General features: G+C 53.6%; 23 protein-coding genes. 3 read left to right on the top strand and 20 right to left on the bottom strand.

The window, feature by feature from the left end; translation table 11 throughout:
- Positions 1 to 57: 57 nt before the first annotated feature.
- Positions 58 to 1,101, bottom strand: a complete 1,044-nt coding sequence (locus tag OGY68_RS02375) for a GMP reductase (protein WP_003829510.1) — start codon at positions 1,099 to 1,101, stop codon at positions 58 to 60.
- 225 nt (positions 1,102 to 1,326) lie between these two features.
- On the opposite strand from OGY68_RS02375, the gene coaE reads away from it, so the two are divergent.
- From coaE to yacG, 3 genes are read left to right on the top strand one after another with little or no spacing between them, the layout of a single operon-like run.
- Entirely contained in the window at positions 1,327 to 1,947 is a 621-nt protein-coding gene (coaE, locus tag OGY68_RS02370) for a dephospho-CoA kinase (RefSeq protein ID WP_003829511.1), read from the top strand.
- Entirely contained in the window at positions 1,947 to 2,690 is a 744-nt protein-coding gene (zapD, locus tag OGY68_RS02365) for a cell division protein ZapD (RefSeq protein WP_003829513.1), read from the top strand. Before coaE ends, zapD begins: the two co-directional genes overlap by 1 nt.
- Positions 2,691 to 2,699: 9 nt before the next feature.
- Positions 2,700 to 2,894: a DNA gyrase inhibitor YacG gene (gene yacG / locus OGY68_RS02360; RefSeq protein ID WP_003018740.1), complete on the top strand. Its 195-nt coding sequence runs from the start codon at positions 2,700 to 2,702 to the stop codon at positions 2,892 to 2,894.
- A 172-nt stretch (positions 2,895 to 3,066) separates the two neighbouring features.
- Here yacG and mutT read toward each other — a convergent pair whose 3' ends face one another.
- The 19 genes from mutT to mraZ all read right to left on the bottom strand — a co-directional run bounded on the left by mutT (position 3,067) and on the right by mraZ (position 24,912).
- On the bottom strand, positions 3,067 to 3,456 hold the full coding sequence (gene mutT, locus OGY68_RS02355; protein WP_057067412.1) for an 8-oxo-dGTP diphosphatase MutT: 390 nt from the start codon (positions 3,454 to 3,456) through the stop codon (positions 3,067 to 3,069).
- Between the two features lie 56 nt (positions 3,457 to 3,512).
- The gene (gene secA / locus OGY68_RS02350; protein WP_008786199.1) at positions 3,513 to 6,218 is read right to left on the bottom strand and encodes a preprotein translocase subunit SecA; all 2,706 of its coding nucleotides are present in this window, start codon (positions 6,216 to 6,218) and stop codon (positions 3,513 to 3,515) included.
- Positions 6,219 to 6,278: 60 nt separating this feature from the next.
- Positions 6,279 to 6,785 (bottom strand): secA translation cis-regulator SecM, encoded by a 507-nt coding sequence (gene secM, locus OGY68_RS02345; RefSeq protein ID WP_003829520.1) that lies wholly within the window; start codon positions 6,783 to 6,785, stop codon positions 6,279 to 6,281.
- 283 nt (positions 6,786 to 7,068) lie between these two features.
- Entirely contained in the window at positions 7,069 to 7,986 is a 918-nt protein-coding gene (gene lpxC / locus OGY68_RS02340) for a UDP-3-O-acyl-N-acetylglucosamine deacetylase (RefSeq protein WP_006686706.1), read from the bottom strand.
- Between the two features lie 100 nt (positions 7,987 to 8,086).
- Entirely contained in the window at positions 8,087 to 9,238 is a 1,152-nt protein-coding gene (gene ftsZ / locus OGY68_RS02335) for a cell division protein FtsZ (protein WP_003018753.1), read from the bottom strand.
- A gap of 62 nt (positions 9,239 to 9,300) precedes the next feature.
- Positions 9,301 to 10,563, bottom strand: a complete 1,263-nt coding sequence (ftsA, locus tag OGY68_RS02330) for a cell division protein FtsA (protein ID WP_003018755.1) — start codon at positions 10,561 to 10,563, stop codon at positions 9,301 to 9,303.
- Positions 10,560 to 11,393 (bottom strand): cell division protein FtsQ, encoded by an 834-nt coding sequence (gene ftsQ, locus OGY68_RS02325; protein ID WP_003018758.1) that lies wholly within the window; start codon positions 11,391 to 11,393, stop codon positions 10,560 to 10,562. The genes ftsA and ftsQ overlap by 4 nt, the downstream gene beginning before the upstream one ends.
- A 1-nt stretch (position 11,394) precedes the next feature.
- Positions 11,395 to 12,315, bottom strand: coding sequence for a D-alanine--D-alanine ligase (locus tag OGY68_RS02320; protein WP_008786198.1), 921 nt, complete (start codon positions 12,313 to 12,315; stop codon positions 11,395 to 11,397).
- A complete protein-coding gene (gene murC, locus OGY68_RS02315; RefSeq protein WP_048236139.1) occupies positions 12,308 to 13,783 on the bottom strand; it encodes a UDP-N-acetylmuramate--L-alanine ligase in 1,476 nt (491 codons plus the stop codon). The genes OGY68_RS02320 and murC overlap by 8 nt, the downstream gene beginning before the upstream one ends.
- A gap of 51 nt (positions 13,784 to 13,834) precedes the next feature.
- Entirely contained in the window at positions 13,835 to 14,902 is a 1,068-nt protein-coding gene (murG, locus tag OGY68_RS02310; RefSeq protein ID WP_003829528.1) for an undecaprenyldiphospho-muramoylpentapeptide beta-N-acetylglucosaminyltransferase, read from the bottom strand.
- Complete coding sequence (gene ftsW / locus OGY68_RS02305; protein WP_003829529.1) at positions 14,899 to 16,143, bottom strand: cell division protein FtsW; 1,245 nt, start codon at positions 16,141 to 16,143, stop codon at positions 14,899 to 14,901. The genes murG and ftsW overlap by 4 nt, the downstream gene beginning before the upstream one ends.
- Complete coding sequence (gene murD / locus OGY68_RS02300) at positions 16,143 to 17,459, bottom strand: UDP-N-acetylmuramoyl-L-alanine--D-glutamate ligase (RefSeq protein ID WP_048214941.1); 1,317 nt, start codon at positions 17,457 to 17,459, stop codon at positions 16,143 to 16,145. Before murD ends, ftsW begins: the two co-directional genes overlap by 1 nt.
- A gap of 2 nt (positions 17,460 to 17,461) precedes the next feature.
- Positions 17,462 to 18,544, bottom strand: coding sequence for a phospho-N-acetylmuramoyl-pentapeptide-transferase (mraY, locus tag OGY68_RS02295; RefSeq protein ID WP_003018774.1), 1,083 nt, complete (start codon positions 18,542 to 18,544; stop codon positions 17,462 to 17,464).
- Positions 18,538 to 19,896, bottom strand: a complete 1,359-nt coding sequence (gene murF / locus OGY68_RS02290) for a UDP-N-acetylmuramoyl-tripeptide--D-alanyl-D-alanine ligase (RefSeq protein ID WP_057067409.1) — start codon at positions 19,894 to 19,896, stop codon at positions 18,538 to 18,540. Before murF ends, mraY begins: the two co-directional genes overlap by 7 nt.
- Complete coding sequence (murE, locus tag OGY68_RS02285) at positions 19,893 to 21,380, bottom strand: UDP-N-acetylmuramoyl-L-alanyl-D-glutamate--2,6-diaminopimelate ligase (RefSeq protein WP_057067408.1); 1,488 nt, start codon at positions 21,378 to 21,380, stop codon at positions 19,893 to 19,895. Before murE ends, murF begins: the two co-directional genes overlap by 4 nt.
- Complete coding sequence (ftsI, locus tag OGY68_RS02280; protein ID WP_057067407.1) at positions 21,367 to 23,133, bottom strand: peptidoglycan glycosyltransferase FtsI; 1,767 nt, start codon at positions 23,131 to 23,133, stop codon at positions 21,367 to 21,369. The genes murE and ftsI overlap by 14 nt, the downstream gene beginning before the upstream one ends.
- Positions 23,134 to 23,148: 15 nt before the next feature.
- Positions 23,149 to 23,514, bottom strand: a complete 366-nt coding sequence (ftsL, locus tag OGY68_RS02275; protein WP_000625651.1) for a cell division protein FtsL — start codon at positions 23,512 to 23,514, stop codon at positions 23,149 to 23,151.
- On the bottom strand, positions 23,511 to 24,452 hold the full coding sequence (rsmH, locus tag OGY68_RS02270) for a 16S rRNA (cytosine(1402)-N(4))-methyltransferase RsmH (RefSeq protein WP_003018789.1): 942 nt from the start codon (positions 24,450 to 24,452) through the stop codon (positions 23,511 to 23,513). Before rsmH ends, ftsL begins: the two co-directional genes overlap by 4 nt.
- 1 nt (position 24,453) lies before the next feature.
- Positions 24,454 to 24,912, bottom strand: coding sequence for a division/cell wall cluster transcriptional repressor MraZ (gene mraZ, locus OGY68_RS02265; RefSeq protein ID WP_057067430.1), 459 nt, complete (start codon positions 24,910 to 24,912; stop codon positions 24,454 to 24,456).
- Between the last annotated feature and the right edge of the window lie 496 nt (positions 24,913 to 25,408).

Raw genomic sequence — 25,408 nt, 5'->3', positions numbered from 1 at the left:
ATTCAAATGCCTGATGACGGCGTAACGCCATCAGGCATTTCACAGAACTAGCTGTTATTACAGGCTATTGAAAACACGGTTTTCTTGTTCCTGTACACGAATAAACGTTGTACGTTTGGTCAGCTCTTTCAGACGGGATGCGCCCACATAGGTACAAGCAGAACGCAAACCGCCGAGGATATCGCGAGCGGTATTATCAACCGGGCCGCGCAGTGGCAGCTTGACGGTTTTACCTTCTGCAGCGCGGTACTGTGCAACACCACCTACGTGACGCGTCATGGCAGATTCAGAGCTCATACCGTAGAACAGCATGAATTTCTCACCGTTCTCTTCAACAATTTTGCCGCCACTTTCTTCATGACCAGCCAGCATGCCGCCGAGCATCACGAAGTCTGCGCCGCCACCGAACGCTTTTGCCACGTCACCCGGCATTGTGCAGCCGCCGTCGCTGACAATCATGCCCCCCAGACCGTGGGCTGCATCGGCGCATTCAATAACCGCAGAAAGCTGTGGATAGCCAACGCCGGTTTTTACACGCGTGGTACATACAGAACCTGGGCCAATGCCAACTTTGACAATATCAGCACCGGAGAGCACCAGCTCTTCGCACATTTCACCGGTGACCACATTGCCCGCACAGATCGTTTTTGTCGGCCATGCTTCACGCGCTTTTGACACGAACTGAACAAAATGCTCTGAGTAGCCATTGGCCACATCAATGCAGATAAAGTTCAACGCGGGGTTGAGCGCCAGAATCTGTTTAGTTTTTTCGAAATCTGCATCAGACGTACCGGTTGAAACCATTACGTGTTTAAGCACATCGGCAGAGCTCTCTGCGATGAAGGCGGCCCAGTCTTCAACAGAATAGTGTTTGTGCACGGCGGTCAGGATGTCGAAGGATGCCAGTGCCGTTGCCATGGCAAACGTCCCGACAGTGTCCATGTTCGCGGCAATAATAGGTACGCCGGACCAGGTCTGACCTGAATGCTTAAAGGTAAATTGACGTTCCAGTTCAACATCGGAACGGCTTTTGAGAGTAGAACGCTTAGGGCGGATAAGAACGTCTTTGAAACCTAACTTCAGATCTTCTTCGATACGCATGTGCGGATTCCTGGGGTTAATGGCGAAAAATCGAAACTCACAACTCCAGTGACGCTATCATACGCACTAATCAATGCCGCGCAAGACTGCGAAATTCTCTTTTTTTACGCTACAATCCCATAAATTTACCTGGCGAATAGTAGGTTAATCCTGCAGCAGCCTCGCCTTCGCACGCATAACTTTTAACTGTTTGATAATCAAACTTAAACTCCAGGATCGGCATCTATGAGGTATACGGTAGCCTTAACCGGCGGCATTGGCAGTGGTAAAAGCACCGTTGCAAATGCGTTCGCTGACCTCGGAATAAACGTCATTGATGCAGATATTATTGCGCGCCAGGTGGTTGAACCCGGCACACCTGCTCTTAAGGCGATCGAAGAACATTTTGGTTCCGACGTTATAGCCGCAGACGGATCGTTGCAGCGACGCATTTTACGCGAACGCATTTTTTCCAATCCTGAGGAGAAAAGCTGGCTGAATGCTCTGCTTCATCCGCTTATTCAGCAGGAAACCCAGCGTCAGTTTCAGCAAGCAACCTCTCCTTATCTGCTATGGGTTGTCCCTTTGCTGGTGGAAAATTCGCTGTATAAAAAAGCCGACCGCGTACTCGTGGTGGATGTCACCCCCGAAACCCAGCTCAGACGCACCATGCAGCGTGATGACGTCACGCGTGAGCATGTTGAACAAATTCTTGCTGCCCAGGCAACGCGTGAAGCGCGGCTGGCCGTGGCAGACGATGTTATTGATAATAATGGCGCACCGGAAGCCATCGCCTCGGATGTCGCCCGCCTGCACGCGCTCTATTTGCAATGCGCGTCGCAGTTTGTCTCACAGGAAAAACCGTAATGCACACCCAGGTCCTTTTTGAACACCCTCTCAATGAGAAGATGCGTACATGGCTGCGCATTGAGTTTTTAATCCAACAGCTCTCCGTTAATTTGCCCATTGCTGACCATGCCGGCGCTCTGCATTTTTTCCGCAATATCGGAGATTTACTGGATGTATTTGAACGCGGCGAAGTCCGTACCGAACTCCTCAAAGAACTGGAGCGACAGCAGCGTAAACTCCAGGCCTGGGTCGAAGTTCCCGGCGTCGATCAAAGCAGAATAGACTCTTTGCGTCAGCAGCTAAAAAGTGCAGGCAGCATTCTGATTTCTGCCCCGCGTATTGGACAGACGCTGCGCGAAGATCGTCTGATTGGTCTCGTACGTCAGCGTTTAAGTATTCCTGGCGGGTGCTGCAGTTTCGATCTGCCGACTCTGCATATCTGGTTACACCTGGCACAGTCGCATCGTGACGCGCAGGTTGAAACCTGGCTTGCCAGCCTGAATCCGCTCAATCAGGCGCTGTCGCTGGTACTGGATTTAATTCGCAACTCAGCGCCGTTTCGTAAGCAAACCAGCCTGAATGGTTTTTATCAGGACAACGGCGAAGATGCAGATCTGCTACGCTTGCAGTTGCCGCTTGATTCGCTGCTTTATCCGCAAATTTCTGGTCATAAGAGCCGTTTTGCCATCCGCTTTATGCCGCTGGATAGCGAGAATGGTCAGGTGCCTGAGCGCCTCGATTTTGAACTGGCGTGCTGTTAAGGAGTCAACATGTCTGAACAAACCATCGTCAACTGCCCAACCTGCGGCAAGCCTGTAGTATGGGCTGAGGTCAGTCCGTTTCGCCCATTCTGCAGCAAGCGCTGCCAGTTAATCGATCTGGGAGAGTGGGCCGCAGAAGAGAAACGCATCCCAAGCTCTGGTGATCTGTCAGAAAGCGACGACTGGAGTGAAGAGCAGAAGTAATTCTGCTAAAACGGTGGGTCGGAAAAGGCACGCCGCATCCGACATTTTATGTTGTTTTGCCTGATGGCGCTGCGCTTATCAGGCCTACGAACTAAAACGTAGGGCGGGCAAGCGTAGCGCCCCCGCCATAATTTGCCGGATGCGGCGTTGCCTTATCCGGACTACAGCACCATTAGTCAGCTATCAGCTTTTCAATGACCGGTGCATTCGCGGGCGGGAAATCCTGCGCATTCAGAGCATCTTGCGCAATCCACTGCGCCGGTTGCCCCTCTTTTCCCCACGGCTCGCCTTCCCAGCTTTCAACCAGCCAGAACCACAGAGTGATATGCCTGTCCGGAAACTGATACTCCAGCTTTTCGAACAATGAGCTTTGAGTCGGTGTGATCCCCACTTCTTCCTGTAGCTCGCGAATCAGCGCCTGCTCCGGCGTTTCGCCCGCTTCAATTTTCCCGCCGGGAAACTCCAGCTTATTGGCCATGTGGGCATCAGCCGCACGCTGGGTGATAAAAATTTCATGTTGCTGATTACGAATAATCCCGACGGCGATTTGCAGTATTTTCATCTTTATCGTCCATAAAAAAGGCGCAGAATTCTGCGCCTTTTCAGTAAGTTATTTTCTTAGCTCAGACGGCCGTGGCACTGTTTGTATTTTTTGCCAGAGCCGCAAGGACACGGATCGTTACGACCCACTTTACGATCGCCGGTTTGTGCTGCCAGCTCTTCTGCTGCGGCAGAATCGTCGCCTTTATGACTCAACTGCTGCATCTGCGCTAAGCGCTCAGCTTCTTCACGACGCTGCTGCTCCATGGCTTCGACTTCTTCAGGCATACGCACCTGAACTTTGCTCAGGGTGCTGATCACTTCGTATTTCAGTGATTCCAGCATTGACGCAAACATAGAGAAGGATTCACGCTTGTATTCCTGCTTCGGATCTTTTTGCGCATAACCACGCAGGTGGATACCCTGGCGCAGATAGTCCATCGCAGCAAGGTGCTCTTTCCACAGGGAGTCGAGAGTTTGCAGCATCACGCCTTTTTCGAAGTGACGCATCATCTCCGCGCCCACAACTTCTTCTTTACGCTGATAAACTTCGATGGCGTTTGCCAGGATACGTTCACGCAGCGTTTCTTCGTGCAGCTCAGGCTCTTTATCCAGCCACTCAGAAATCGGCATCTCAAGATCGAAGTCGTTTTTCAGACGTTCCTGCAGACCCGGGATATCCCACATTTCTTCCAGAGACTGCGGCGGAATATAGGCATCAATAGTTGCTTTGAAGACATCTTCACGGATGCTGTTGATGGTTTCGCTAACGTCAGTTACGTCCAGCAGTTCGTTACGCTGGGTGTAGATAGCACGACGCTGATCGTTGGCAACGTCATCATATTCCAGCAGCTGCTTACGAATATCGAAGTTGCGGCTTTCCACTTTACGCTGCGCGTTAGCAATTGCTTTGGTCACCCATGGGTGTTCAATGGCTTCGCCAGGCTTCATACCCAGTTTACGCATCATGCCTGACACGCGGTCAGAGGCAAAAATACGCATCAGCGCATCTTCCATCGACAGATAGAAACGGGAAGAGCCCGCATCACCCTGACGACCCGAACGACCACGCAGCTGGTTATCGATACGGCGAGATTCGTGACGCTCGGTACCGATAATATGCAAGCCACCGGCAGCTAATACCGCGTCATGGCGAACCTGCCAATCGGCTTTAATCTGCGCGATTTGTTCAGGAGTTGGGTTTTCCAGCTCGGCAACTTCCGCCTGCCAGCTACCGCCCAGTACGATATCGGTACCACGACCGGCCATGTTCGTCGCGATAGTCACGGCTGACGGGTAACCCGCCTGGGCAACGATTGCAGCTTCGTTGGCGTGGAACTTGGCGTTCAGAACATTGTGTTTGATACCCGCTTTGCTCAGCTCGTTAGACACTACTTCCGATTTTTCAATGGAGATAGTACCTACCAGTACCGGCTGGCCATTTGCGGTACGCTCTTTAATATCTTCAATGATCGCCTGAATTTTTTCCGCTTCGGTCATGTACACCAGATCCGGTAAATCCTTACGGATCATCGGACGGTTGGTCGGCACAACCACGGTATCCAGTTTGTAGATGGAGCTAAATTCAAACGCTTCAGTGTCGGCTGTACCGGTCATACCGGCCAGTTTTTCGTACAAACGGAAGTAGTTCTGGAAGGTAATAGATGCCAGCGTCTGGTTCTCGTTCTGGATCTCTACGCCTTCTTTAGCTTCAACAGCCTGGTGCAGACCATCGGACCAGCGACGCCCCTGCATGGTACGACCGGTGTGTTCATCGACGATGATAACTTCGCCGTCTTTCACGATGTAGTCTACGTCGCGGGTAAACAGCACGTGCGCACGCAGTGCGGCAGTCACGTGGTGCATCAGCATAATGTTGCCTGGAGAGTACAGTGACTCGCCCTCGTCCATAATGCCTTCGTTAACCAGCAGCTCTTCAATCAGTACCAGACCACGCTCGGTCAGGTTAACCTGGCGCGCTTTCTCATCAACAGAGAAGTGGCCTTCGCCCTGGAACGTGTCGGAATCTTCCTTCTCCTGACGGATCAGGTGCGGGATGATTTTGTTCACTTTTTTGTACATTTCCGAGCTGTCTTCAGCCGGGCCGGAAATGATCAGCGGCGTACGCGCTTCATCGATCAGGATGGAGTCGACTTCATCGACCAGCGCATAGTGCAGTTTACGTTGAACACGCTCTTCCGGACTAAACGCCATGTTGTCACGCAGGTAGTCAAAGCCGTATTCGTTGTTGGTACCGTAAGTAATATCGGCGTTGTAGGCTTCACGCTTGGCTGGCGCAGGCAGGCCAGACATGTTGATACCAACGGTCATGCCGAGGAATTCAAACAGCGGGCGGTTATTTTCGGCATCACGCTGAGCCAGATAGTCGTTCACGGTAACCACGTGTACGCCCTTCCCGCTTAATGCGTTCAGGTAGGCTGGCAGCGTCGCGGTAAGGGTTTTACCTTCACCAGTACGCATTTCCGCGATGCAGCGATCGTTAAGCACCATACCGCCCAGCAGCTGAACGTCGAAGTGACGCATACCGAACACACGCTTACTCGCTTCACGCACTACGGCGAACGCTTCCGGGATCAGGCTCTCAACGCTGGCACCTTTTTCCAGACGGGCGCGGAATTCAGCGGTCTTCGCTTTCAGTTCATCATCGGAGAGCTTTTCCATCTCCGGTTCCATCGCGTTGATGACATTGACCACTTTACGCATACGACGCAGCGTACGCTCGTTACGGCTACCGAATACTTTCGTTAATAATTTGATTAGCATAATAAAATCTCAAACGCCCCGCGGTGCGGAGTCAAAAATTATAAGTTGGAAGGTTCTTTTTTAGCTGAGGCGTTGAGGACCAGCGCGGATACCCTGCAGCTGGCTGATCCAGACCGGAACGCTAAACGCGGCCTGAGAGGTAAAGTGTGCGTATGTCACGCGACTTACTGTCGCGGGCGGAGTGCCTTCTTGCGTCAGCATCGCGCTGAGCGTATTCAGTAACGCAAGATGATGCGCCTGGATTGGCAATGGCTCTTCAGCAACGGGCAACGCCTGAGGCGCCATGGCAAAAGAAAGATGGCGGATAACCGTACGAATGGCATGTTGATGCCAGTAATCGACGGTAAAATTTGGGCGGCGATTAGTCGCTTCCAGCAAAGCAAGCTGGCTAAAGTTAACTTTAGCGCCTTGATCGTGATTGCTGGCGGTCGCCTTCGCGGGGGTATTAGGCTCAGCAGCATTACCGAGCGCGGGCAGGCCAAAACTAGCCGCGACCATCCCCAACAGGAGATGCGGCCAGAAGTACCGTCTGCCTAACTGTCGCCAGCGCGTCAGTATTCCACTCACGTTATTGCCACCTGATATACCCTGCGTTTGGGGTTACAAATGCAAAACCATTTTTTGCGCACAAATCTTACCATTAATGCGTTCGCACCACAGCAGTAATGACAGCAAGTCGCGGGTAAATATGCTTAAGAAAGCAGCGATCGAACGGTATTTTAATCTACCTGTGGGGAAAAAGTCGCTTCAGATAAGGTGGTTTGCACTCGGAAGATAAAAAAACGACTGGCTCACCTGGCCGGAGAGAGTGCCAGATTAACCAGTCGAATTTATGCGACAGCGTATGTCGTTATGCCAGTACGGTCGATGGTGCTTTGAACGCCAACGGCAGTTCTGCATCGTCCTGGAAGGTCACATATTCCCAAGCTTCCTGTTTTGCCAGGACCGCCTGCAACAGTTTGTTATTCAATGCATGACCGGATTTATACGCGGTAAATGCACCAATAATGTTGTGACCACACATGAACAAGTCACCGATCGCGTCGAGCATTTTGTGACGAACGAATTCATCTTCAAAACGCAGGCCGTCTTCGTTCAATACGCGATAATCGTCAACAACGATGGCACAATCGAAGCTGCCGCCCAGGCACAGGCCGCGGGACTGCAGATATTCGATATCACGCATGAAGCCGAAAGTACGCGCACGGCTGATCTGACGCATGAACGCATCCGCAGAGAAGTTCATCGCGTAGCGCTGTGTGCTGGAGTCGATCGCCGGATGGTTAAAGTCGATGGTGAAATCCAACGTAAAACCATTATACGGCTTAAACTCAGCCCACTTATCGCCATCTTCGACACGAACGGTCTCTTTGATGCGAACAAATTTTTTGGCGCTGCTCAGTTCTTCAATACCTGCATCAAGCAGCAGATAAACGAACGGAGCGGCACTGCCATCCATGATCGGGATTTCCGGTGCGTTAACTTCAATAACGATGTTATCGATACCTAAACCCGCCAGAGCAGCATTAAGGTGCTCTACGGTTGAAATCCGTACATCATGCTCATTGACCAGACACGTACAGAGCATGGTATCACGCACAGATTTGGCATCGGCCGGGAAATCTACCGGAGGATTCAAGTCGGTGCGACGATAGATGACCCCGGTGTTGGCCGGCGCAGGGCGTAATGTCAGGGTGACTTTTTTGCCGGTATGCAAACCGACGCCAGTCGCCTGAACGATACGTTTAAGAGTCCTTTGTTTGATCATCGTATAATCTCGCCAAATTACCTATCCAACCGAAGTGTACTATACATTCGGTGGGCCAGTTTAGCACAAAGAGCCACAATTCCCAAATTCCAGCTAATTCTTAATCAGCTTGCTTACGCAGGAATGCTGGGATATCCAGATAATCCGGCTCTTTGGTGGTTTGCGGCGTATTGTCGTTAACCACTTTCGCTACCGGTTTCTGCTCTTGCGTCAACGGCGCCATGCCGTGCTGCTGGTAACGATCCATTACCGGCTGCTGTACCTGCTTGTTGGTCACCAGAGTGATTTCAGGACGTTTGTCCATACCAATTCCAGTTGCAACAACGGTCACGCGCAGTTCGTCGTTCATATCCGGGTCCAGGGAGGTACCGATTACCACGGTCGCATTATCCGATGCAAAGGCACGAATCGTGTTACCGACGGTTTCGAACTCATCCAGACGCAGGTCGAAGCCCGCAGTAATGTTGACCAGCACGCCGCGCGCACCAGACAGATCGATGTCTTCCAGCAGCGGAGAAGAGATAGCCATTTCAGCCGCTTCTTCTGCACGGTCTTCACCGCTTGCCACGCCTGAACCCATCATCGCGTAGCCCATTTCGGACATCACGGTGCGCACGTCTGCAAAGTCGACGTTCATCAGGCCCGGACGAGTAATCAGTTCAGCGATACCCTGGACTGCGCCTTTCAGCACATCGTTCGCTGCGCCAAACGCATCCAGCAGGGAGATACCGCGACCCAGCACTTTCAGCAGTTTGTCATTCGGAATAGTGATCAGAGAGTCCACATGTTTGGACAGCTCGGTGATACCCTGCTCCGCGAATGCCATACGCTTCTTACCTTCAAAGTTGAAAGGCTTAGTCACGACAGCAACGGTCAGAATACCTAAATCTTTTGCTACTTCAGCAACCACTGGCGCTGCACCGGTACCGGTACCGCCGCCCATGCCAGCTGCGATAAACACCATGTCTGCGCCGTCAAGCGCTGCACGCAGAGCTTCACGATCTTCGTCTGCCGCATTACGGCCTACTTCCGGGTTTGCACCCGCGCCCAGACCTTTGGTGATGCCGCTACCAATCTGAATGGTCTGTCCAACCGCCGTTTTACGCAACGCCTGAGCGTCGGTATTCACCGCGAAGAATTCAACACCTTCGATGCGCTCGCGCACCATGTGTTCAACGGCATTACCGCCGCCGCCGCCGACGCCGATGACTTTAATCACCGCGTCATTGGTAAGTTCCATAGGTTCAAACATAGTTTCTCTCTCCGTTGTGCCTGTCGCCTGAGACCGTTAATGTGCGTTGGTCTCTTTAAAAATTAAAACTCTTTTCGCAGCCAGCTATTGAGTCGTTTGATCCACGAGCCAACTGATGCCGTAACGCGTTTTTCTACTTCAGCCTCACCACTCAAATGGGATTCTTTCCCGTAGTGAAGCAGCCCCACTGCCGTTGAATAATAAGGCTCCTGGGCATAATCCGTCAGACCAGTGATATTCAGCGGTGCGCCAATACGTACTTGCGTATGGAACACGCGCTGTGCGCAGGCCGCAAGACCTTCAATTTGCGCAGCGCCACCGGTTAACACAATCCCCGCCGCCAGATGATGTTTCACACCCTGCTGGCGAAGCTGTTCTTGTAATTGCAAAATTTCTTCGTTGACCAGGTTGAGCAGCTCGGTATAACGCGGCTCAATGACCTCTGCCAGGGTCTGACGTTGCAGGCTACGCGGTGGACGACCACCTACGCTTGGCACTTCAACGCTTTCGTCTTTACCCACGATGGAGCCCAGCGCGCAACCATGACGCACTTTGATGGCTTCAGCATCGCTCGGCGGCGTACCAAAGGCATACGCGATATCGCTGGTCACTACATTCCCTGCATAAGGGATAACTTTAGTGTGGCGCAACGCCCCGCCAGTATAAACGGCGATGTCCATTGTACCACCACCAATATCCACCACGCAGACACCCAGCTCACGTTCATCTTCCGTCAACACGGAATAACTGGCTGCCAACCCGGCAAAAATCAGTTGGTCAACTTTCAGACCACAACGTTCAACGGCTTTGACAATGTTCTTCGCCATGTCGTTGTGGCAGGTAATAAGATGGACTTTTGCCTGCATACGCACGCCGGAAAGACCGACCGGATTTTTAATGCCTTCCTGGTAGTCGATGGCGTATTCCTGCGGAATAACGTGCAGAACACGATGTTCATCGCGAACGCGTACGGATTTTGCCGTATGTACCACGTTTTCCACATCTTCCTGCGTCACTTCCTCTTCGGAAATGGGCACCATACCAATTTCATTTTGACAGCTAATATGTTTACCGGAAAGTGCCAGATACACCGAGGAAATCTGGCAATCTGCCATCAGTTCAGCCTGGTCAATGGCGCGCTGTACGCACTTCACCACTGACTCAAGGTCATTCACCCCGCCTTTATCCATACCTCGCGATGGGCAACTGCCCACGCCAATGATATTGACCATACCGTCGGGCAGAACTTCCCCTACTAAAGCGGCTACCTTCGCGGTGCCAATCTCCAGTCCAACTACCAGTTTTCTGTCCGTCGCCTTGATCATTGTTGTTCTGCCTGTGCCTGATTCTGTTGCTGATTAGATTCCTCAGGAGGCAAGGGAACCCAGCCTACTGCCGCTCCTGAGTCATAACGCAAATCAACGTAGCTAATCCGTTTGCCATCGGTTTGCGCCTGCTGCTGTAAAACCGGGTAGAGTTCCACAAAGCGAGCCAAACGTTTTATCGTATCGCCCCTGCCCAGATTCAGCTTAATATCGTTATTCAGCGTCAACTGCCAGGAACGACGAGCGGTCATCGCCGCTTCCTTCAGGGTGAATCTATCCTTAGCCAGCACCTGCCCCATATCGCGGAACCCTTGCAACACTTCACTTGCGCTGCCTTCCGGTCCATACAACATGGGTAATACCTGCTTATTGGCCCGACCGGTTGGAACACTGAATGTATTTCCTTCAGCATCCACCATATGTTGGTCATTCCAACGCGCAATGGGCACATATTCAACCAGATGAATCTTCAATTCATCGGGCCATTGCTTTCTGACGCTCGCCTGTTTAATCCAGGGGAGGCGTTCAATTTGACTCTGAATGATATTCACATCCTGAGTCATAAAGGTTCCCGGAGCGCCCAGCGCCAAAATGGACTGACGAATATCGTCATTGCGCGTGTAATGTCGTTCGCCGGTTAACACCAGTTTCGATAAAGGCAAACGTTGCGCATCTTCCATCCATCCCAACACTACCCAGCCGCTGACAAACACGGTGCACAGCACTGTCAGCAGGAACAATATTCCTGCAAGACGCGTTCCATTATTGCGGCGTGAGGAGTTTACTTCTTCTTCATCACCGTTTCGCGTGTTCAGCGCAGCCTGCGACATATCAGTCCGCCAACTCCAGAATTCTTACCACCAACTGCGAGAAGCTCAGGCCCGCCTGACGCGCCGCCATCGGCACCAGACTGTGGCTGGTCATACCCGGAGAGGTATTCGCTTCCAGCAGATAAAACTGGCCATCGCTGTCCAGCATGACATCAATGCGACCCCAACCTTTACAGCCCAATGTGGTCCACGCTTTCAGAACTAATTCCTGTAAACGGGCCTCTTGTTCGACTTCCAGACCGGCAGGGCAGAAATATTGTGTCTCATCAGAGAGATACTTCGCCTCATAATCATAGAAGGTTCCCGCGGGTTGGATACGTATTGACGGTAAAATTTCTTCACCAAGTATCGCAACTGTAAATTCCGGGCCACTTAGCCATTTTTCGATCAGTACTTCTTCATCATGCTGAAAAGCCAATGCTAATGCACCATGCAAAGCATTTTCTTCTTCAACTTTTGACATCCCTACGCTTGAGCCTTCACGGCTTGGCTTCACAATCAGCGGCAAACCTAGCGCAGAAATCTCCGTAACCACCTCATCACTAAGGCCTTTTTCGAACTCAGCGCGGGTCAATGCGACCCAAGGTGCGACCGGTAAACCGGCCCCCTGCCACAGTAGTTTGCTGCGCAGTTTGTCCATCGAAATCGCAGAAGCCATGACGCCACTACCGGTGTACGGCAGACCAATCAGCTCCAGCATGCCCTGCAACGTGCCATCTTCACCACCACGACCGTGCAGCGCAATAAACACCTTTTGAAAACCCATCGATTTCAAAAGCGTGACATCGACCTCTTTTGGGTCAATTGGATGAGCATCCACACCACCTTCGCGTAACCCTGCCAGTACGGCCGCGCCGGAATTCAGCGAAACGTCACGCTCTGCGGAGGTTCCCCCTAACAGGACCGCGATTTTATCAGCCATGTTGTTCTTCCTCCGGGTTTTGCGGCTTCAGTTTGATTTCAGCTAAGGAACGCGCGATTTTGCCGATATTTCCAGCGCCCTGCACCAAAATCAGATCGTTGCCGGTTAATACCGGCGCCAGCATATCTGCCACCTGAGCCGGATCGGATACCAGAATCGGGTCGATCTTACCGCGACCACGAATCGTACGGCACAGCGAGCGGCTGTCGGCTCCTGGAATCGCGGCTTCACCCGCGGCGTACACATCCAGCATCAACAGCGCATCGACCTGAGTCAGCACGTTGGCAAAGTCGTCATACAGATCGCGAGTACGCGTAAAGCGGTGCGGCTGGAACAGCATCACCAAATTTTTGTCCGGCCAGCCCGCGCGTGCAGCTTTAATCGTGGCATCCACTTCCGTAGGGTGATGACCATAATCATCCACCAGCATCGCAGTCCCGGTTTTACCGTTTACCGGCTCAAGTGGGAATTCGCCGAGGAAGTCAAAACGTCGTCCGGTGCCCTGGAAACTTTCCAGCGCGCGCAGAATTGCGTCGTCTTCAATGCCTTCTTCTGTTGCAACTGCTACCGCCGCCGCCGCGTTCAGCGCATTGTGACGGCCCGGTGCGTTCAACGTCACGCGTAAATCGGCCATCCCCTGACGCAGCAGCGTGAAGTGCCCTTGTGGGCCAATCTGCTGATAATCTTCGACGCGCACATCAGCATCATCGCTGAAACCATAGGTTGTGGTTTGACGACCGACTCGCGGCAACAACTCGCGGATCACTGGGTCGTCAACGCACATCACCGCACGACCATAAAACGGCAAGTTATGCAGGAAATTAATAAACGTCTGCTTTAAATTTTCGAAGTCGCCATGGTAGGTATCCATATGATCGGCTTCGATATTGGTAACAATCGCTACCATCGGCTGCAAATGCAGGAACGACGCATCGCTCTCATCCGCCTCCGCTATTAAATAACGGCTATGACCCAGACGCGCATGGACGCCTGCGGCCTTCACCAGACCGCCGTTGACAAACGTCGGATCCAGCCCCGCTTCCGCGTAGATACTGGAGACCATCGCTGTGGTCGTGGTTTTACCGTGCGTCCCGGCAATGGCGATACCGTGACGAAAACGCATTAACTCCGCCAGCATTTCAGCACGACGGATCACCGGAATGCGCGCTTCATGCGCCGCAACAATTTCCGGGTTATCCGCAGAAATGGCGCTGGATACCACCACCACGCTCGCATCACGCACGTTTTCCGGGCGATGGTTGAAGAAAATCGTGGCGCCCAGATTCGTCAACTGCTGCGTCACCGGGTTCGGCGCTAAGTCAGAACCGCTGATCTGATAACCTTCGTTGGCCAAAACTTCGGCAATACCGCCCATACCAGCACCACCGATGCCGACAAAGTGAATGTGCCGAACGCGACGCATTTCGGGCACGATGGAACGCAGTTTTGCCAGTTGTTGTGTATTCATTCTTTAGCCATTAACTTCTTAGTTCATGCGATGCAAAAGGCATCACCACAATTACGCCCGGGCAGCCCGGCTCACTTCATTAGCAACACGCTCTGTAGCATCCGGAATGGAAGCGGCGCGCGCACGTTCTGCCATGGTTAATAAAGTTTCTCGCGACCACCCGGAAAGGGTGTTAGCGACGGCATCCACAGTAAACTGCGGCTGCTCAAGAATTTTGGCGGCGCCCGCTTTCTCCAGCGGCAGCGCATTCCAGTACTGCTGTCGGTCTTTATGCTGAAAAGGCACAAACAGCGCAGGCAAACCTGCGGCGGCAATTTCGCTTACCGTCAGCGCGCCGGAGCGACAAACTACAACATCCGCCCACGCGTAGGCAGCTGCCATATCATCAATAAACTCAGTGACCTTGTGCTGCGGTTGTCCCGCGTCGGCATACGCCTGTTCAACGGTTTGCTGCGCGCCTTTGCCACTCTGATGCCAGATAGTCACCGCGTCACCAAGCTTTGCGGCAACCTGCGGCATCGTCTGGTTCAATACGCGTGCGCCCTGAGATCCCCCGACGACCAGCACGCGAACCGGGCCTTCACGCCCCGCCAGACGCGCTTCGGGCAACGGCAGCGCCAGAACGTCGGTGCGTACTGGGTTACCCACCACTTCCGCATTCGGGAAAGCGCCAGGAAAAGCCTGCATCACCTTCGTTGCAATCTTCGCCAGCCACTTGTTAGTTAATCCCGCAATGCCGTTCTGCTCATGCAGGACAACCGGAATGCCTAATGACCAGGCAGCCAGACCGCCAGGGCCGGACACGTAACCGCCCATCCCCAGCACCACATCAGGCTTAAACTGCTTCATGATGGCGCGCGCCTGACGCCAGGCATTAAAAATACGCACGGGGGCGGCAAGCAGCGCGTTGACACCTTTGCCACGCAAACCGGAGATGCGAATAAAGTCAATTTCAATGCCATGCTTCGGCACTAAGTCCGCTTCCATACGATCGGCGGTGCCCAGCCAACGAACCTGCCAGCCCTGGGCCATTAAATGATGCGCGACCGCCAGCCCCGGGAACACATGCCCTCCGGTACCGCCTGCCATCACCATTAACCGCTTCGGTTGACCACTCATCGTGCACCTCGTGTAAACGCCTGGGCTTTTTCCAGACGCGTTTCATAATCAATACGTAACAAAAACATGATGGCCGTCGACATAATCAACAAACTGGAACCACCATAACTGATCAGCGGTAACGTCAGACCTTTTGTTGGCAGCATGCCTGCTGCCGCGCCGACGTTTACCAGCGCCTGGAAGCTAAACCAAATCCCGATGGAGCAGGCTAAAAAGCCTGAAAAACGGTGGTCAATTTCCAGCGCTTTGCGGCCAATCGACATCGCGCGAAAAGCGACGAAGAATACCATTAAAAGTGCCAATACCACACCGATATAACCCAGCTCTTCCCCAATGATGGCGAAGATGAAGTCGGTGTGCGCTTCCGGTAAATACTCCAGTTTTTGCACCGAATTACCTAACCCCTGACCCCAAACCTCACCGCGACCAAAAGCCATCAGCGATTGCGTTAACTGATAGCCGCTGCCAAACGGATCTTCCCATGGGTTCCAGAAGGAGGTTACGCGGCGAATACGATACGGTTCGGCAAGGATCAGCAGCACCACCGCCGAAATCCCCATGCCGATAATGGCAATGAACTGCCACAGTTTCGCGCCAGCGAGAAACAGCATCGCCAGCGTCGTGACAAACAGCACCACCACCGTACCAAGGTCAGGCTGCGCCAGCAGTAAGACTGCCAGCACCAGAATCACACCCATCGGTTTTAAGAAGCCGCGCAGGTTATTACGCACTTCATCGACTTTACGCACCAGGTAGTTAGCGAGATAACAGAACAGCGACAGCTTGGTGAATTCCGCAGGCTGAATACGCAGTGGACCCAGCGCGATCCAGCGCGATGCCCCGTTAACTGAGCTCCCCACCACCAGCACGATCAACAACATGATGATCGAGGCGATCAGCATCGTCGTGCTGTACTTTTGCCAGAACTCCATCGGCAGACGCAGCGTCACCATCGCCAGACAGAACGCGAGGAAGATATACAGCGCGTCACGCTTAGCAAACAGGAAAGGATCGCCTGCCAGGCGTTGCCCTACGGGCATCGATGCCGATGTCACCATCACAAAACCGATCGCTGCCAGACCAAAAGTCAGCCACAGCAGCATGCGGTCATACATGATCAGGCTGTCCGCGTCTTTATCACGCGAAGCCATCACCCAGCCTTTAAGTGCCGCGAAGATCCACGCCAGGACACCCAGTCCCGGTACGCGCGGCATTTTCAGACGAGGGAGAGAGAATCGCATCAACCCAACTCCTTCGCTAAACGGGTAAAGACGTCACCGCGTTGCTCAAAGTTCTTGAACTGGTCAAGGCTGGCGCAGGCTGGCGACAGCAGCACCATATCGCCCGACTTCACACGCGGTGCGAGCAGACGCATTGCCTGCTCCATGGTTTCAGTGTGTTCCGCAACCTCAGGACGCAGAGCGGCAAGCTGCGCGCCATCGCGACCAAAGCAGTACAGACGAATGTTGTCGCCAGTCAGGTAGCGTTGCAGCGGCATAAAGTCGGCGGATTTCCCATCGCCGCCCAGCAGCAGGTGCAACGTACCGTCAACGTGCAGACCATTCAGCGCCGCTTCGGTGCTGCCAACGTTGGTGGCTTTTGAATCGTTGATCCAACGCACACCGTTATGATTCAGTACCAACTGGAAACGATGCGCCAGACCGGTAAAGGTAGTCAGCGCTTTCAGGCTGGATGCCCGCGGCAGACCCGCAGCATCCGCCAGCGCCAGCGCCGCCAGGGCGTTGGTATAGTTATGCTGACCGGTAAGCGTCATCTCTTTCACGTTCAGGACTTTTTCGCCCTTCACCCGCAGCCAGGTTTCACCCTGCTGACGATTGAGATGATAGTCACCCATGTTGATGCCAAAGCTCACGCAGCGCTCATCCGCCCCGCGAATCGGCATGGTCAACGCATCATCGGCATTAACCACACACACTTTCGCATTCTCATAGACGCGCAGTTTGGCTGCACGGTACTGCTGCAAGCCAAACGGATACCTGTCCATATGATCTTCGGTGACGTTCAAAATAGTGGCGGCTACGGCCTGTAAGCTGGAGGTTGTCTCCAGCTGGAAGCTCGACAACTCCAGTACATACAGCTCACGTTCGTCATCCAGCAACATCAGCGCGGGCAGGCCGATATTTCCGCCAACACCCACGTTCACACCAGCCGCTTTCGCCATTTCTCCCACCAACGTGGTGACGGTGCTTTTCCCGTTGGAACCGGTGATCGCGACGATCGGCGCCTGCGCTTCACGACAGAACAGCTCGATGTCACCGACAATTTCGATCCCTACATCAGCAGCGGCGCTCAGCGAAGGATGCGCCAGGGCAATACCAGGGCTGGCGACGATAAGATCGGCGGCCAGCAGCCAATCATCATTCAGGCTGCCAACATGACGCTCAACCGCTTCCGGCAATTTATCCAGGCCAGGTGGCGTTGCGCGGGTATCCATCACACGCGGCGTCACGCCGCGCGCCAGAAAGAAATCCACGCAGGACAGCCCGGTCAATCCCAGACCGATAATGACGACTTTTTTACCCTGGTAATCAGCCATGATTAACGTACCTTCAGCGTTGCCAGGCCAATCAGCACCAGCATCAGCGAAATAATCCAGAAGCGCACAATTACGCGCGGTTCCGGCCAGCCTTTCAGTTCATAGTGATGGTGAATCGGCGCCATACGGAAGATGCGCTGCCCGCGCAGCTTAAAGGAGCCAACCTGCAGAATGACCGACAGCGTTTCCACAACAAATACGCCGCCCATGATTACCAGCAGGAACTCCTGACGCAGCAGCACGGCAATAATGCCCAGCGCGCCGCCCAGCGCCAGCGAACCGACGTCTCCCATAAAGACCTGCGCCGGATAGGTGTTAAACCACAGGAAGCCTAACCCCGCACCAACAATCGCCGTACAGACGATCACCAGTTCGCCGGCATGGCGTAAATAGGGAATGTGCAGGTAGTTGGCAAAGTTCATGTTACCGGTCGCCCACGCCACCAGCGCAAAACCTGCGGCCACGAACACGGTCGGCATAATCGCCAGACCATCCAGGCCATCGGTGAGGTTTACCGCGTTGCCAGTGCCCACAATCACGAAGTACGCCAGCAGCACGTAGAACAGCCCCAATTGCGGCATGACATCTTTAAAGAACGGCACCACCAGCTCGGTAGCCGGGGTATCTTTACCGGCGAGGTACAGCGCAAAGGCTACACCCAGCGCAATCACCGACATCCAGAAGTACTTCCAGCGGGCAATCAGCCCCTTGGTATCTTTGCGCACCACTTTGCGGTAGTCATCGACAAAACCGATAATGCCGTAGCCAATCAATACCACCAGCACGCACCATACGTACGGGTTCGACGGATATGCCCACAACAGAACGGAGATAACAATCGCGGTGAGGATCATGATCCCGCCCATGGTTGGCGTACCACGTTTACTAAAGTGCGATTCAGGACCGTCGTTACGTACAACCTGTCCAAAGGACATTTTTTGCAAGCGGGCAATCATGCGCGGGCCCATCCACAAAGAGATGAACAGCGCGGTCAGCAGGCTGACGATGGCGCGAAACGTCAGATAGGAAAAGACGTTAAAGCCGGAATAATATTTGACCAAATGTTCGGCCAGCCAAACTAACATGTCCCATTCTCCTGTAATGCGCGTACTACCTCTTCCATGGCGGCACTACGTGAACCCTTCACTAAAATCGTCATGACCTGATGTTCTGCAATCAATGCTTTAAGATGCGCGGCCAGCGCGCTTTTATCCGCAAAATGTTCGCCAACGCCGCTGGCGTCGCTAATTGCCTGACTCAGTTTTCCTGTACTCAGTACACGATCGATACCTGCTGCTTTCGCAGCAACACCTACCTGTACATGGCATGCTTCACTTTCTGCGCCAAGCTCTGCCATATCGCCAACGACCAGTACGCGATAGCCCGGCATTTCAGACAGCACCTGCACCGCTGCGGTCATCGAACCGACGTTCGCGTTATAGGAGTCGTCCAGCAGCAGCTGATTTTCTGCGAGTTGAATCGGGAACAGACGTCCCGGTACCGCTTGCAGATCCTTCAAACCCGCTTTGATCGCCTCGTGCGTCGCGCCTACCGCCATAGAAAGCGCCGCCGCCGCAAGGGCGTTAGCGATATTGTGGCGACCCGGCAACGGCAGCAGGACATCAATGCTTCCGGTCGGCGTTTGCAGAGAAAATTCTGTGCCATGCGAGGTCACATGAACGTTGGTAGCAGAAAAGTCGCTGTTGGCCGCATTCGGGGAGAAGCGCCAGACTTTGCGTTCGCCGATGATGCTTTGCCAGTTCAACCAGTCGTTGTTGTCGGCATTCATAATGGCGATACCATTCTCAGACAGGCCGGTAAAAATCTCACCTTTTGCCTTCGCAACGCCCGCCAGAGAGCCGAAACCTTCCAGGTGCGCGGCGGCCAGATTGTTCACCAGCGCCGCTTCCGGACGCGTCAGGCCGACGGTCCAGGCGATTTCGCCCTGATGGTTGGCGCCGAGCTCAATCACGGCATAGTCGTAATCGTTAGTTAAGCGCAGCAGCGTCATCGGTACGCCGATGTCGTTATTCAGATTGCCCGCGGTATATAGGGTGTTACCACACTGGCTCAGAATGGCAGCCGTCATCTCTTTGACGGACGTTTTACCGGATGAGCCGGTCAGCGCGACAACGCGCGCCGGAACCTGAGCGCGAACCCACGCCGCCAGTTCACCAAACGCCAGACGCGTATCTTTAACAATCAGCTGCGGCAGGTTGGTGTCCAACGGGCGGCTGACCAGCAGCGCACCCGCCCCGCTCTCTTGCGCTTTGTCTGCAAAATCATGGGCATCAAAACGTTCGCCTTTCAGCGCCACAAACAGGCAGCCCGGCGTCACTTTACGCGTATCGGTTGTTACGGCATCAAGGGTCAGATCGGCCCCTTTCAGTTCGCCACGGAGGATCTCCGCCAGTTGGCTGAGCGTTACGCTAATCATGCGATAACCCCCAGCAGACGCGCTGCGGTCACGCGGTCAGAATAGTCGAGACGCTGCGAGCCGACGATCTGGTAATCTTCGTGACCTTTCCCGGCCACCAGCACCACGTCGTTTTCTTTCGCCTGCATAATGGCGTTTGTCACGGCTTCTGCGCGCCCTTCCATCACCTTCGCCTGTCCGGCATCCAGCATACCCGCCAGAATGTCGTTAATAATGGCGCGCGGCTCTTCGGTACGCGGGTTGTCATCAGTCACCACGACAACATCTGCAAACTGCTCGGCGATTGCGCCCATCAACGGACGTTTGCCTTTATCGCGATCGCCGCCGCAGCCAAAGACGCACCACAGTTTGCCAGTACAGTGCAGACGTGCAGCCTGCAGCGCTTTTTCCAGCGCATCTGGCGTATGAGCGTAATCAACCACCACGGTGGTTTTACCCGGCGCGCTGAACACTTCCATACGTCCGCAAACCGGCTGCAATTGTGTCGCCGTTTTCAGTAAATCAGCTAACGGATAGCCCAGTGCCAACAGCGTTGCCAGCGCCAGCAAAAGATTGCTGACGTTAAACGCCCCCATCAGGCGGCTTTCAATTTCGCCGTCGCCCCATGAGGAGGTAAAACGAATCGTTGCCCCACTGTCGTGATACTTCACGTCAACCGCTTTTAACCAACGACCATGACAGTTCGGGTTGATGTGGTCTTCCATCGAAACGGCAACCGCATCCGGGAGTTTCGCCAGCCAGCGACGCCCGACTTCATCATCCGCATTGACGATGGCCTGACCGCAATGGTGCGTGGAATACAGCAGCCATTTCGCGGCTTCGTAATGTCCCATGTCGCCGTGGTAGTCGAGATGGTCGCGGCTTAAGTTAGTAAATACTGATGCGGCAAACTTCAGCGCCGCCACGCGATGCTGAACCAGGCCGTGTGAAGAGACTTCCATCGCGCCAACCGTTGCGCCCTGCGCAGCCAGCCCCGCCAGCACATGCTGGACATCAACGGCTGAACCGGTGGTATTTTCCGTCGGGATCACTTTGCCCAGCAGGCCATTACCTACTGTTCCCATTACCGCGCTGGTTTCGCCAAGCAGTTGGCTCCACTGGGCCAGCAATTGGGTGGTGGTGGTTTTACCGTTAGTCCCGGTTACACCGACCAGACGCATTTTCTCAGAAGGCTCGTGGTAAAAACGGCCCGCCAGTGCAGATAAACGTTCGTTAAGCTGACTGAGATAGATGACCGGAACGCCATGCATTTCACGGATTTCACCATCAGTAGCTTCATCTTTTGCTTCTGCAATAATGGCAGCCACACCTTGCGCTATCGCCTGCGGGATATACCGACGCCCGTCCGCCTGATGACCCAATACTGCGACAAAGAGATCGCCTGATGCAGCCACACGGCTGTCAAGCGTCATCTCCCGCAGTGCTCGCTCCGGTGCACCCGGCACCCATGGAGCAAGAAGGTCGCGCAAATTACGATCTGCCACCTGTTGCCTCGCCTTGATTATTCACAAATTCATTTTTATCGCCCGTTGTCAGCGCATCCGGCTCGATGTTCATGGTGCGCAGTACGCCGCCCATGATGGCACCAAAGACCGGCGCGGAAACGGCGCCACCGTAGTATTTACCCGCCTGCGGATCGTTGATAACAACAACCAGCGCGAAGCGCGGCTGACTCGCAGGCGCAACGCCTGCGGTATAAGCAATGTATTTGTTGATGTAACGGCCATCCGGCCCTACTTTTTTCGCTGTACCGGTTTTAATAGCGATGCGATAGCCTTTAATCGCCGCCTTCACGCCGCCGCCGCCCGGCAGCGCCACGCTTTCCATCATATGCACGACGGTACGCACGGTATCTTCCGGGAAGATACGCTCACCCGGAACAGGAGGGTCAACTTTGGTAATCGACAGTGGACGATAAACGCCGTAACTGCCGATCGTTGCATAGACTCGCGCTAACTGTAACGGCGTTACCATTAGCCCGTAGCCGAAAGAGAAGGTGGCCCTCTCTATGTCAGACCACCGTTGTTTTTGAGGATATAAGCCACTGCGTTCTCCGACCAACCCCAAATTGGTCGCTTTTCCCAGCCCAAAACGTGAGTAAGTATCTACTAACGCTGAGGACGGCATCGCTAACGCCAGCTTAGAAACACCGACGTTACTCGACTTCTGCAAAACCCCGGTAAGGGTCAATTCGCTATAACGCGCCACGTCTTTGATTTCGTGGCCATTAATTCGGTAAGGAATCGTATTAAGTACGGTATTTTCGCGTACCACGCCACGCTGCAGCGCCGTCATTACCACCATTGGTTTGACGGTAGAACCCGGTTCAAACACGTCGGTAATGGTACGGTTACGCATGACATCTTTTTGCGTACCGGAGAGATTATTGGGGTTGTAGGACGGGCTGTTGGCCATCGCCAGCACTTCACCGGTGTTGACATCCACCAGCACGGCGCTGCCGGATTCCGCTTTGTTGAACGCCACGGCATTATTCAGTTCACGGTAGACCAGCGCCTGTAAACGCTCATCAATACTCAACGCGAGGTTATGCGCCGCCTGGCTGTCGGTAGAGGAGATATCTTCAATGACGCGGCCATAACGGTCTTTACGTACAATACGTTCGCCCGGTTGTCCGGTGAGCCACTTGTCGAAGCTCTTCTCAACGCCTTCAATCCCCTGGCTGTCGACGTTAGTAAAGCCGATGAGGTGAGCAGTCACTTCTCCGGAAGGATAGTAACGGCGGGATTCTTCGCGCAGGTGGATACCTGGCAGCTTCAGTTTCTTGATGTAGTCAGCCATGTCAGGGTTTACCTGACGCGCCAGATAGATGAAGCGCCCTTTCGGGTTGGCGTTAATGCGGGAAGCCAGCTGGTCGAGCGGGAGATTCAGCGCGGTTGACAGCGCTCTCCAGCGTTCGCCAACGCTCACGCCACCTGCATCATGTACTTCTTTCGGGTCGGCCCATATAGCTTTAACCGGAACGCTCACCGCCAGCGGACGACCGGAACGGTCGGTAATCATCCCGCGCGATGTAGACACTTCCTGGACGCGTAGAGAGCGCATATCACCCTGACGCACCAGCATGTCCGGCGCGATGATTTGCAGCCAGGCAACGCGCCCCAGCAGAAAACCCAGTGCCAGCAAAATACAGCCGCACAGTAACGCAAAACGCCAACTGACAAAGTTGGCTTGTTCTTCCTGGCGTTTTGGTTTGTGCGTTTTTGCCGCTGCTTTCATGCGTCGCGTTTATCCTTATTTTTGTACTACGATATTTTCTTGTGAGGGATCGACATGCTGCATTTGCAGCTTTTCCGTTGCGATCCGTTCAACACGGCTATGGTCGCCGAGCGCGTTCTCCTCAAGGATCAAGTTGCGCCATTCGATATCCAGCGCATCTCGCTCCAGAACCAGCTGCTCACGCTGCGCAGTCAGTAACCGCGTATGGTGTGCTGTTGTCACGACGGTAACCGCCGTCAAAATAATGCAAATGAACAGGCAGAGTGGCAGCTTCCCAAACCGCAAAAGATCGTCACCGATCACGCCAGGCAAGGCATGGCGCTCGTTGCTTCCTATCGATCCTTTAACTTTGCTGAGGGCTTCTGTCACTCTGCTGATCATGCGTTCGTCCTCTCTGCAATACGCAGAACTGAACTACGGGCACGAGGATTCTCAGCTACCTCTTCTTCACCCGGCATCATCTTGCCTAGTGCTCTTAACTCACGGCCGCCCAGCTTTTTGATCTGCGCTTCGGTCATCGGTATTCCAGCCGGTACCTGAGGACCACGGCTTTGTTCACGCATAAAGCGTTTCACAATGCGGTCTTCAAGCGAATGGAAACTGATGATCGAAAGGCGACCACCTGGAGCCAGCACGCTGAGCGAGCTTTTTAGCGCCTGCTCTATCTCCTCCAGTTCACTGTTCACCCAAATGCGCACCGCCTGGAAGGTACGGGTCGCGGGATGTTTGAATTTGTCTTTCACCGGCATTGCCGCTGCAATAACTTCCGCCAGCTCTTTGGTGCGGGTCATCGGTTCGATGCGGTTGCGCTCCACGATGGCGCGCGCAATGCGTTTGCCGAAGCGCTCTTCGCCAAAGGTTTTAATCACCCAGGCAATGTCTGCTTCATCGGCGGTTTGCAGCCATTCGGCCGCTGACTGACCGCGTGTTGGGTCCATACGCATATCTAACGGACCGTCACGCATAAACGAGAAACCGCGCTCTGCATCATCGAGCTGCGGTGAAGAAACGCCGAGATCGAGAAGAATCCCGTCGATCTTACCGGTCAGTCCACGCTCGGCGACATAGTCAGCCAGCGCAGAGAAAGGTCCATGTACGATGGAGAAACGGGGATCGGTAATCGTTTTTGCAACGGCAATAGCCTGCGGATCGCGATCGATTGCCAGTAAACGTCCCTCTTCGCCAAGCTGGGAGAGGATCAGACGTGAGTGACCGCCGCGACCAAATGTCCCGTCAATGTAGATGCCGTCTGGACGAATATTCAGGCCGTTTACGGCTTCATCCAGCAACACCGTTGTATGTTTATAATTTTCCGTCATTTTATAGAGACAAATCCTGCAATCGTTCCGACAACGCGCCAGTAACAGACTGCTCAGCGTCGATATCTTCCTTGACCTGTTGATACCAGGTCGTTTCATCCCACAGCTCAAACTTATTGAACTGCCCAACCAGCATCACTTCTTTCGTTAGCCCTGCGTGTTGCCGCAGAATGGGTGCTATCAGTAATCGACCAGCGTTATCCATCTGACATTCGCTGGCATGACCCAACAATAAGCGCTGTACGCGGCGCTCAACTGGATTCATGCTCGACAGACGCGATAGCTTCTGCTCGATTATTTCCCATTCAGGCAGGGGGTACAGCAGCAGGCACGGGTGATGGATGTCAATGGTGCAAACCATTTGACCGGTAGCGCTCTCAATCAGTTGATCCCGATAACGGGTAGGCACGGATAAGCGCCCTTTACTGTCGAGATTAACTAACGTTGCTCCCCGGAACATGCCAGTCTCACCCCCAATTACCACTTTATCCCACAAATTCCCACTTAAAGGAGTTTACGGAGCGGAGGAAAACCTTGTCAAGCAAGTCGCGGCGCTTAGCGGAGCAAAAAACCCATTGTTTACGGCTAATATCAGCGTTGAACAAATTCCGTACAGCAAACGAAGCAAATTAACGTCATGAATATTTGTAAGAAAAAAATCCAACAACTCATCATTGTTTAAAACAACTGAATATCATCCAAAGAAAATATAAAGTGTCAGTTTGCGACGCGAGCGGCATTTTAGGACAATATGCAGCGAGTTAACAGTACCAGTTAATCGGTCTGTACGCCGCGCAGAGCCGAGGAAAGCACCAGATGGCCGCAATACGAGAGCAAAGTGTTTGTTAATTCGGCAAATCCATACAAGCATGTAACAAAATAATACAAGCGTAACGCGTCGTTACGTATCAATAACCCAAAAATGGATAGTTGCATTTTTAATTCGGGGTATTTCA

This window comes from Citrobacter sp. Cpo065, assembly GCF_030332805.1.
Taxonomy (GTDB): domain Bacteria; phylum Pseudomonadota; class Gammaproteobacteria; order Enterobacterales; family Enterobacteriaceae; genus Citrobacter; species Citrobacter portucalensis.
This window is presented reverse-complemented; position numbering and strand designations above follow the sequence as displayed.